The sequence below is a fragment of the Huintestinicola sp. genome (genome assembly GCF_050874005.1).
GTDB lineage: Bacteria > Bacillota > Clostridia > Oscillospirales > Ruminococcaceae > Huintestinicola.
The window spans coordinates 21,859-31,996 of the sequence record NZ_JBNMJV010000033.1 but is presented as its reverse complement, the minus strand read 5'-3'; the positions used below and the strand labels follow the sequence as shown (position 1 = coordinate 31,996).

Sequence of the window (10,138 nt, the reverse complement as noted above, 5' to 3'; positions counted from 1 at the left end):
TTGCTGTTCACAGCAGAAAATACAATAATTTCCCTATGCGTCCGCTAAATTGGAAATCTCCTGCCGATTATGTTAAGGCTTTCTTAACCAATGGCGAAGTTTTCTAAAATCTTTGTAACGCATCATTGACAAACCTACATTATTGGAAAAGCGTCCGCTTTTTTAACGGAATTTTGACATTATTTTTCCTGCAGACATTTCTGTTCAGCCTTTTTGACGCAGTAAAAGCACATAGGCACAATATAAATGCAGGCAGCGAGCCAGGCAGACTGATCTGCAAAGCAAATTGCCGTAAAGCCGTATGTATCCACGAAAAACACGCTTACTATTATTCTTGCGATCATTTCCATAAAACCCGATATGACCGCTCTGCCGGAATATCCCAGCCCCTGAGTGGTCATTCGGCAGACGTTAAGGATACCGAGCGCCCAGTAAAAATGTCCGAGGCAGCGGAGATATTTTGCCGCAGCGTCAAGCACCGCCGTTTCGCTTTGGTCTATAAAAATGCCCGAAAGCGTTCTTCCGAAGAAGATAAGCACAAGTCCTGCGGCTATTCCGTATCCCACGCCCACAGCAATTCCACGGGCAAGTCCTGCTTTTACCCTGTCGGTCTTTCCTGCGCCCAGATTTTGCCCCGCAAAAACCGATACCGCAGTTGCTATTGCGTCAAAGGGACACATAATAAACTGCTTTATCCTCATTCCTGCGGTAAATCCCGACACGTAAACGCTGCCCAGACCGTTGTTAGCCGACTGCATTACCATACTGCCTATGGCGGTGATAGAATACTGCAGTCCCATTGGGATACCCATAGTGATCATAGTTGTAAGCGCCTTCGAGCTGAATTTTCTGTCTGCTTTTTCAAGGGAAAGCTCGGGCTTGTTTTTTCTGATGAAAACATAGCAGCATATTCCGCTCAGCGCCTGAGCCGTTACAGTTGCCGCCGCCGCACCCCCGCAGCCCCATTTGAAGCAGACTATAAAAACAAGGTCGAGAATGATATTAAGCACGGTAGATATAGCAAGAAAGATAAAAGGAGTTCTGCTGTCGCCCACCGCTCTCAGCACCGCCGAAAGGAAGTTATAGAGAAGTGAAAAGGGAATACCCAAAAAAATTATCAGAAGATAGATATATGCGTTGGCGAAAATGTTTTCCGGGGTAGACAGGATATCTAAAATACCGCTGCAAAATATGGCGCATATGCTTGTGATTATTACCGCCGCCGCTCCCGTCAGCAGATATCCGTGAAAGATAAATTTTTTCAGCCGTTTCATATCACCTGCGCCGAAAGCCTGGGCAAGAGGGATACCGAAGCCGCAGCATATTCCCATACAAAAGCCCAGCACAAGAAACTGAACGCTGCTTGAAGCTCCCACAGCAGCCAGCGAGTCCGAGCCGAGTATACGTCCCACAATGGCGGCGTCGATAACGTTGTAGGTCTGCTGTAGAATATTGCCGATAAGAAGTGGAAGAGCAAATCTGAAAATAAGGGCAAGGGGTTTTCCCTCTGTCATATTTCCTGTCATAAAATAAACCTCTTTCTGTCCGTATTGCATTTTCTTCTGATTATACACCTTAAATATGGAATATCTAAGAGAAAGTATTTGAATTTTTCATTTCAATATCTGTCTTGACATTTTTTTACTGTAGCTTTATAATTATTTATGCTATGCATTAAACAGCTTTAATCAAGGAAAGGAACACCGTCCTATGCTTCTGATGATAACCGTAGTTGCCCTCTATTCCATTACCTCACTTAACGATAAATACGCCGTCAGCAAATGTAAATACACAGGTCCTCAGCTGACCTTTTTAATGGCGTCGGGAACTGTATTTTTCCTGCTTTTTACTCTGCCGTTTTCGGATATGCATTTCACAATCAGTCCTATGAGCTTTCTGTTTATCGGACTTATCGTTCTGAGCAAATATCTGGAATTCGGAATGAGCGCCAGGATACTTGCCGAGATGTCGGTATTCGAGCTTAAAGCCTGGCTGGGGCTTACCCTGTTTATGTCCTATTTTACAGACGTTTTCCTGTATGGACAGGACATAAAGGGACTGAAGATACTCTGTATAATCATAACAGCCGCAGGGCTTTTTCTTATCGCCCGTGAGGGACGCAAACAGGTGGATTATAAAAAGATCGCCCTGCCTCTTGTGCTGTATCTTGCCGCAAAATTCAGCTATGGTTTTATTATGAAAGCTGCAGAAAGCTATATATCCTCCACAATGACCCTTTTATGCGCTCTGGTGATACTCGCACTCATAATGCTTCCTGCCGCAAAGCCTTTGAAGATACCGAAGGAAAGCCCCGAGGGGATGAAGGGAATGCTCATTGTGCTTGCCTGCAAGCTGCCTAATGCTTTAGGACTTCTGTGCGAAAACCGCATTGCCGCCGAGAGTCTTACGAATTATTCGTTCATTCAGCCTATGATACTTATAGTTATGTTCGTTTCGGGATTTTTTTCACAGAAGGAGAAGCCTTCGAAGCTGTCTCTTGCAGGAAGCCTCTGCGTTATAGCAGGGATATTCGGATTTCAGGCGGCGGGACTTATATAAGAACCAATTTTTTCAAAAATCCCTTGAAGAATATTACGGGATATGTTATAATATGTGGTAATAAACAAAAAGGAGCGATGTTATGCCCATATATGAATCAGGCGAGGACTATCTTGAAACCATTCTTCTGCTCCACGAAAAAACAGGCTTTGTCCGTTCGGTGGATATTGCCTGCGAGCTGAATTATTCAAAGCCCAGCATCAGCAGAGCGGTGAATATCCTTAAGAAAAACGGTTATATAACCGTTGAGGCAGGCGGTCAGATACTTCTGACCGAAGAAGGAAGAAAAAAAGCGGAGTCAATATATGAAAGACACGTGAGTATCACCCGTTTCTTAGAGGACGTGCTTAATGTGAGCCACGAAAACGCAGAGCACGACGCCTGCAAGATCGAGCATATCATAAGCGAGGAAAGCTATGAAAAATTAAAGCATTTTACCGCAGAATACACATCAGGAAAGGAAAATTAAATTATATGAAAAACAGGGTAATGAATATAGTTCTCTCAGCTTCTCTGCTTCTGTCTATGACAGCCTGCGGGGGAGAAAACAATACATCGGAAGATACTCAGAGCGGATCCGCCGCACAGGACACAACGTCTTTGGCTGCTTCTTCGGCTGATTACGAAAAGAAGCGTGTCACCGTTGACGGAACATCTTTCAAGGTGGACGGCAAGGAGCTTTGGATAAACGGAGTGAACACTCCCTGGCAGAACTGGAACGACTTTGGCGGAAATTTTGATGAAAGCTTCTGGGACAATCATTTTGCCGAGCTTCACGAGGCAGGAGTAAACGCTACAAGAATATGGGTGAACTGTAACGGAATGAGCATTGTTCGTCTCAGAACCGACGGAACTGTTCAGGCAGTTGACGAGCAGCATTGGACCGACCTTTACAAACTTTTCGAGCTTGCGGAGAAGCACGATATCTACATAATGGCTACCCTTCTTTCCTTTGACCATTTCAAGGACGGAAACACGGGCTGCGATAAATTCAGAACTATGATATCCGATGATACAGCCACACAGTCATATATCGACTCCTACGTTATCCCTTTTGTGGAGAGATATGGAAACAGCCCCAGTCTCTGGAGCATTGATCTTATGAACGAGCCAGATTGGGTACACGAAAACGCCGAATGCGGCAAGGTTGGCTGGGAACAGCTCTCCACATTCTTTGCAAAATGCTCCGCCGCCATTCACGAAAATTCCGACGAGCTGGTAACGGTGGGTCTGGGAATGGTGAAGTACAACTCGGACAAGTATGAGGGCAACTATGTTTCCGACGAGTTCCTCAAATCTCTTGGCGGAGAGAACGCATACCTTGACTTTTATTCCACCCACTATTATTTCTGGCAGAATTCCTATATGGGTTATCCCTTTGAGCAGTCTCCCGTTTCATTCGGACTTGACGGAACAAAGCCCTGCGTCATAGGCGAGGCGGCGGTCAAGAGCGAGAGCGGCAGAACTTCCGAGGAAGATTACGAAAACGCATATAACAACGGCTGGAACGGCGTTATGGCGTGGACTTCCAACGGCGTTGACGACTGCGGCAGCCTTACCGAGCTTATGCCTGCGGTGACTAAAATGCGTGATATGATAAAGGATAAGATTTTCCCTTTGGGTGACAACTGATAAGAAGGGGATTACCATAATTTTTTCCGAAATATTGACTTTGAACTCTTAATGTGATATAATCAGATAAGAATTTCCCGTATCATACGGGAGGAAAATTACGAAAAGTGAGGAAATATGATATGAATATAGTTTGTCTCGATCTTGAGGGTGTTCTCGTTCCCGAGATATGGATAGCATTTGCAGAGGCCAGCGGTATCCCCGAGCTGAAAAAGACCACCCGTGACGAGCCCGATTACGATAAGCTTATGAAATGGCGCATCGGTATCCTCAAGGAGCACGGTCTTGGATTAAAGGAAATTCAGGACACCATTGCAAAGATAGACCCTATGCCCGGAGCAAAGGAGTTTTTAGACGAGCTTCGTTCTCTGACACAGGTAATTATCATCAGCGATACATTCACACAGTTTGCTTCTCCTCTTATGAAGAAGCTGGGCTGGCCCACCATTTTCTGCAACTCACTTGAGGTTTCCGAAAACGGCGAGGTAACAGGCTTTAAAATGCGCTGCGAGCAGTCTAAGCTCACCACAGTAAAGGCTCTCCAGTCCATCGGATATGACACCATCGCCAGCGGAGACAGCTACAACGATCTCGGTATGATAAAGGCAAGCAAGGCAGGCTTCCTTTTCAAGAGTACAGATAAGATCAAGAACGACAACCCCGAGCTGCCCGCATTCGAGACCTACGAGGAGCTTATGGCTGCTATTAAAAAGGTGCTTGACTGATTGGGGATTCTCTGAAAACCGGGACACGAGCAGATTTTCATGATGACTTATATCAGATGCAAGGCGTCAGACCGCAGTAATACTTGATGTCTTACAAGGTCTGACAACGAAGCAGATGATATAAGTCATAGAAAAGCTGCCGTGAAGGAGGTTTTCAGAGATTCCCGGTAAATTGTTTGAAAAAGTACTTGACAAATCGGAAAATTAGGCTATAATAAAAGTATCGGATATGTTACAAATGCGCTGACGGGGACGGAGCGCCCGTGAAAAGTCATCAGAGAGCCTGCATTTGGTGTGAGCAGGCGGCTTTAAAGGCAATCTCCCATCACCCCTGAGCTTTGCGGCTGAAAGGCTTTGGCTTATTAGGCGGCAGCGGGCTTCTCCCGTTACAGAGAACTGCTATTGTTTGATGGCAGACTGAGCGGTACTGTTTATCGGTGCAATAAGAGTGGTAACGTGGGTACATTTGTCCTCACCTCTTGATAACAAGGGGTGAGGTTTTTTATTTTCCGAAAATCGGTTTGCGCCAATATGAAAAGGAGAATGGTTATGCTTACACTTGATATGGTTTACAGTGCGTCTTACAAGCTTAAAGAGGTTATCAGAAAAACCGATATTATCCCTGCTCCAAAGCTTTCGGACAAATGCCAGGTCTATCTCAAAACCGAGAATTTACAGGTAACAGGCTCCTTCAAGGTGAGAGGAGCATATTACAAAATTTCCCAGCTTTCAGACGAGGAAAAAGCAAGGGGAGTTATTGCCTGCAGCGCAGGAAATCACGCTCAGGGCGTGGCTTTGGCTGCTGCCAAGAACGGCATAAAATCCCTTATATGTCTCCCCGACGCTGCGCCTATCTCAAAAATCGAGGCTACCCGTTCCTACGGTGCGGACATATGCCTTGTGGACGGTGTTTACGATGACGCATACGCAAAGGCTATCAGTCTGAGAGACGAAAAGGGTTATACATTTATCCACCCCTTTGATGATGAATATGTTATCGCAGGACAGGGAACTATCGGTCTGGAGCTCCTTGAGCAGCTCCCCGAGGCGGACGCTGTTGTAGTTCCCGTAGGCGGCGGCGGACTTATTTCGGGTGTTGCGTTCACTCTCAAAAAGCTGAAACCCGAGATAAAGGTATACGGCGTTCAGGCGGCAGGTGCACCAAGTATGGAGCAGTCTCTCGCACACGGAAAAATAGAGCGTCTTTCCTCCGTTTCCACCATTGCTGACGGCATAAAGGTAATGGAGCCGGGTGTTAATACATTCGAGCTTTGCAAAGAATACGTTGACGGTGTAGTTACAGTTACCGACGACGAGATATCCAGCGCAATACTCGCCCTTATGGAGCAGCATAAGCTTATTGCCGAGGGTGCGGGAGCGGTTCCCGTTGCGGCTGTTATGTTTGACAAGATACCCGGGATAGAGGGCAAGAAGGTCATCTGCCTTGTTTCGGGAGGTAACATTGACGTTACAATTCTCAGCCGTGTTATTGAGAGAGGTCTGCTTAAATCGGGAAGGACTTGTCTGCTGAACATCGAGCTTATCGACAAGCCGGGTCAGCTGAAGGGTGTTTCGGATATAATCGCTTCTCTTGGCGGCAATGTTATATCCGTTCACCACGAGCGTGCAAACGAGGGTGCGGACATCAACGGCTGTTACCTGAGAATTATCCTTGAAACAAGAAATCACGAGCATATTGCTCAGATACGGAATGCGCTTACCGGTGCGGGATTTAAGCTGGTGTAAGCTATGCCGAACAGATATACGGAAATTGATGAAAAAACTTGGAAGCGTACAATGCATTGTATGGTTTTCAGAAACAGCATTGAGCCGTCCTTCTGCGTTACCTTTGAGGCAGATATTACAGAGTTCCTGAAAAATATTAAGGCAAAGGGATATTCCTTTACCCTTTCTATGGTCTATGCGGTCTGCAAATGCGCCAATGAAATCGAAGAATTCAGATACCGCTTTGCTGACGGCAAGGTCGTGCTTTTTGATAGCATTGATACGGCATTTACCTATCTGAATAAGGAAACGGAGCTTTTCAAGGTGGTAAATGTTCCTATTAAAGACACTCTTGACGAATATGTCCGACTTGCCAAAAAGACGGCTGAGGAGCAGAAGGAATATTTTACGGGTCCCCTTGGAAACGATGTGTTCCAATGTTCTCCTATGCCCTGGATAACATATACCCATATTTCCCATACCAACAGCGGCAGAAAAGATAATGCCACTCCGCTTTTTGACTGGGGAAAATATTATGAGAAAAACGGCAGGATTTTTATTCCCGTTTCCGTTCAGGCACACCACTCGTTTGTTGACGGTATCCACATTGGAAAATTTGCAGAAAGACTGCAAAATTATCTCAATGAATATAAATAATTTGGAGGAATTTATTATGTCAGAAAAAATCTACACAAAAAACGCTCCCGATGCTATCGGTCCTTACTCTCAGGCAGTAAAAAGCGGAAATCTTCTTTTCACATCGGGTCAGATAGCAATTGATCCCGCAACGGGCAATGTTGAGGCTCAGGGCATTGAAGCTCAGACAAGACAGATCTGCGAAAATCTGAAGGCTGTTCTTGCCGAGGCAGGCTGCACTTTTGACAATGTGGTAAAGACTACCTGCTTCCTTGACAATATGGACGATTTTGCAGCTTTCAATGCGGTTTACGGCGAGTATTTCACAAGCAAGCCTGCTCGTTCCTGCGTGGAGGTGTCAAAGCTTCCCAAGGGCGTTCTTGCTGAGGTAGAAGTTATCGCTGAACTTTGATATTTTTACGGCACAGGGAGCGGTTTTCCGGCTCCTGTGCTTTAATTTAAGCTAAATGTACATAAATTCGGGGTGCTGGGCGGTATTTTTTTACCGATTACCGACAAATTTTTTTCAAAAGCCCTTGCATTTCGGAGAAAAATGTGTTATAATAATTACAGTACACCAATAGTTTGAGGCAAAGATCGGAGCAATCCGGTCTTTCTTGTTTGATGGAGGTATGTTTATGGCAGTTAAAAAGGGAGGCAAGGGCGGAAACACGGTTGCGGCTGTGTTTGAAATAGCAAAACCCATTGCCGACAGTCTCGGGCTTACCATCTGGGACATCACCTACGACAAGGAGGGCGCTCTCAGATATCTCAGGGTCCTTATCGAAAAGCCTGACGGCTACATTGATATGGACGACTGCGAGGCTATGACGAGACCCCTTTCTGCGGCTCTTGACGAGCGTGACCCGATAGACGAGCAGTATATGCTTGAGGTCGGTTCTCCGGGGCTTGGCAGGGAGCTTAAAAGGCAGGAGCATTTTGAGCGTTTCCTTGAATGTCCGCTGCGCATAAGATATATCCGTGAAAAAGACGGCGTTAAGGAATTTATAGCCGTGCTGACAGCGTATAATAAGGAAAGCGGCAGCATTACGGTAGAGACAGAGCGGGGCACCGAGGAGATAGTATTGTCCGATACCGCATTTGTGAAGCTCTATGACGACGAGGAGCTGCCCGAAGAATTTCTGAGCGATGAATAAGATCAAAATATAATATTTTCAGGAGGAATATAAGAAAAATGAATAAGGAATTTTTTGACGCACTTGAATGTCTCGCCAATGAAAACAACATTCCGCTTGACGCTCTTGTGGAGAAGATCGAACAGGGTATTTTAAAGGCTGTAAGAAAGGAATATCCCGACTGCGACGATTTTCTCGTTGACATTGACCCTGCAGAAAACAAGTTTGATGTATGCGTTATGAGAAATGTTGTTGACGACGAGCCTATCGACCTTAACGAGATAAACATTGAGGAGGCACGCACTATCGTTCCTAACTGCGTATGCGGCGACGCTGTTCCCTACAAGCTGGACACCGCAAAGTTCGGCAGAGTTGCGGCTCAGTATGCAAAGCAGTCCATAAGACACGATGTGAAGGAATTTGAAAAGGAAAAGATAATCGCTCAGTATAAGGATAAGGTACACGAGATAATCTCCGCTACAGTTCAGAAGGTAGAGCCTGCTACGGGAAATGCTATTATGCTTGTTGACAAAAATGAGATATGCCTTTACAAGAATGAGCAGATACCCGGCGAAGTACTTACCGAAGGCGATATTGTCAAAATTTACGTAGTTGGGATCATAAACCCCGACAGGAAGCCCTCCGTCAAGATATCCCGTACTCACAAGGATCTGGTAAAGAGACTTTTTGAGCTTGAGATACCCGAGATATATGAGGGAGTAGTTGAAGTAAAGTCCATAGCAAGAGAAGCAGGTTCCCGCACCAAGATCGCCGTTTGCTCAAAGGACCCCAATGTTGACTGCGTAGGCGCCTGCATCGGTCCCAGACGTTCAAGAATAAGCAAGATAGTTGAGGAGCTGGGCGGCGAGAAGATAGACATTATCGTTTATGACGAGGACCCTGCGGTATTTATCGCAAAGGCTCTTGCTCCTGCGGACGTTATAAGAGTTGACATCGCCGAGGGCGAGGAGAAGATGTGCACAGTTATCGTGCCCAACAATCAGCTTTCTCTCGCAATCGGAAACAAGGGTCAGAATGCCAAGCTTGCAGCCCGTCTCACAGGCTTCAAGATAGACATCAAGCCCGAAAATCCTGTGGAGTGATCCGCATTGATATATATATCAGATAAAACGAGGTGATATTGTGGCAGGCGTTAAGAAGATACCTATGAGAATGTGTCTCGGCTGCGGCGAGATGAAGCCTAAGAAAGAGCTTATACGTGCGGTTAAGTCACCCGACGGAGAGATATCTCTCGATCTTACGGGAAAGAAGTCCGGAAGAGGAGCGTATGTTTGCCCGAATGCGGAGTGCCTCAGACTTGCAAGAAAGGCTAAACGCTTCGAGAAAAGCTTTGAATGCCGCATATCAGACGAGGTCTACGACACTATGGAGAGAGAGCTGAATGAACGGCAATAAACAAAAGATATTTGATCTGCTTACGATTTGCAGAAAAGCGGGAAGAATGACTATGGGCTTTGACTCGGTAAAGGAGTCCATTCAGACGGGCAAAGCAAGGCTCATTCTTCTTGCCTCGGATATTTCCGCAAAGACGGAAAAGGAAGTCAGATTTTTCGCCGATAAAAACTCAACAGAAGTTCATACCGTTCCTGTTACCATTGCCGAGATAGAGTTCGGTACGGGCAGAAAAGCGGGAGTTATAGGTATATGCGACGAGGGTTTTGCGAAGAAGCTTTGCGAGCTTTTACGGCAGTAACGTAATATTAG

The 10,138-nt window shown here is 45.8% G+C and carries 12 protein-coding genes; 11 read left to right on the top strand and 1 reads right to left on the bottom strand.

Annotated features, from left to right (window positions below; translation table 11 throughout):
• Positions 1-179 precede the first annotated feature (179 nt).
• Positions 180-1,526 (bottom strand): MATE family efflux transporter, encoded by a 1,347-nt coding sequence (locus ACR0QN_RS10795; RefSeq protein WP_432651225.1) that lies wholly within the window; start codon positions 1,524-1,526, stop codon positions 180-182.
• Between the two features lie 184 nt (positions 1,527-1,710).
• On the opposite strand from ACR0QN_RS10795, the gene ACR0QN_RS10790 reads away from it, so the two are divergent.
• The 11 genes from ACR0QN_RS10790 (at position 1,711) to ACR0QN_RS10740 (ending at position 10,127) form a co-directional block, all read left to right on the top strand.
• Complete coding sequence (locus tag ACR0QN_RS10790) at positions 1,711-2,559, top strand: hypothetical protein (protein WP_432651224.1); 849 nt, start codon at positions 1,711-1,713, stop codon at positions 2,557-2,559.
• 82 nt (positions 2,560-2,641) lie between these two features.
• The gene (locus ACR0QN_RS10785; RefSeq protein ID WP_432651223.1) at positions 2,642-3,028 is read left to right on the top strand and encodes a metal-dependent transcriptional regulator; all 387 of its coding nucleotides are present in this window, start codon (positions 2,642-2,644) and stop codon (positions 3,026-3,028) included.
• A 5-nt stretch (positions 3,029-3,033) separates the two neighbouring features.
• A complete protein-coding gene (locus tag ACR0QN_RS10780; RefSeq protein WP_432651222.1) occupies positions 3,034-4,191 on the top strand; it encodes a cellulase (glycosyl hydrolase family 5) in 1,158 nt (385 codons plus the stop codon).
• A gap of 122 nt (positions 4,192-4,313) precedes the next feature.
• A complete protein-coding gene (gene thrH / locus ACR0QN_RS10775; RefSeq protein ID WP_432651221.1) occupies positions 4,314-4,916 on the top strand; it encodes a bifunctional phosphoserine phosphatase/homoserine phosphotransferase ThrH in 603 nt (200 codons plus the stop codon).
• A 549-nt stretch (positions 4,917-5,465) separates the two neighbouring features.
• Positions 5,466-6,662 (top strand): threonine ammonia-lyase, encoded by a 1,197-nt coding sequence (ilvA, locus tag ACR0QN_RS10770; RefSeq protein WP_432651220.1) that lies wholly within the window; start codon positions 5,466-5,468, stop codon positions 6,660-6,662.
• Positions 6,663-6,665: 3 nt separating this feature from the next.
• Positions 6,666-7,298 carry a CatA-like O-acetyltransferase gene (locus ACR0QN_RS10765; protein ID WP_432651219.1) on the top strand — a complete coding sequence of 211 codons (633 nt, stop codon included), beginning with the start codon at positions 6,666-6,668 and terminating at the stop codon, positions 7,296-7,298.
• Positions 7,299-7,314: 16 nt separating this feature from the next.
• Complete coding sequence (locus tag ACR0QN_RS10760) at positions 7,315-7,689, top strand: RidA family protein (RefSeq protein ID WP_432651218.1); 375 nt, start codon at positions 7,315-7,317, stop codon at positions 7,687-7,689.
• A 226-nt stretch (positions 7,690-7,915) separates the two neighbouring features.
• Positions 7,916-8,434: a ribosome maturation factor RimP gene (rimP, locus tag ACR0QN_RS10755; protein WP_432651217.1), complete on the top strand. Its 519-nt coding sequence runs from the start codon at positions 7,916-7,918 to the stop codon at positions 8,432-8,434.
• Between the two features lie 38 nt (positions 8,435-8,472).
• Entirely contained in the window at positions 8,473-9,516 is a 1,044-nt protein-coding gene (nusA, locus tag ACR0QN_RS10750) for a transcription termination factor NusA (RefSeq protein ID WP_432651216.1), read from the top strand.
• A gap of 64 nt (positions 9,517-9,580) precedes the next feature.
• Positions 9,581-9,829, top strand: a complete 249-nt coding sequence (gene rnpM, locus ACR0QN_RS10745) for an RNase P modulator RnpM (protein WP_432651226.1) — start codon at positions 9,581-9,583, stop codon at positions 9,827-9,829.
• Positions 9,816-10,127 (top strand): L7Ae/L30e/S12e/Gadd45 family ribosomal protein, encoded by a 312-nt coding sequence (locus ACR0QN_RS10740; RefSeq protein ID WP_432651215.1) that lies wholly within the window; start codon positions 9,816-9,818, stop codon positions 10,125-10,127. Before rnpM ends, ACR0QN_RS10740 begins: the two co-directional genes overlap by 14 nt.
• Positions 10,128-10,138: the final 11 nt, after the last annotated feature.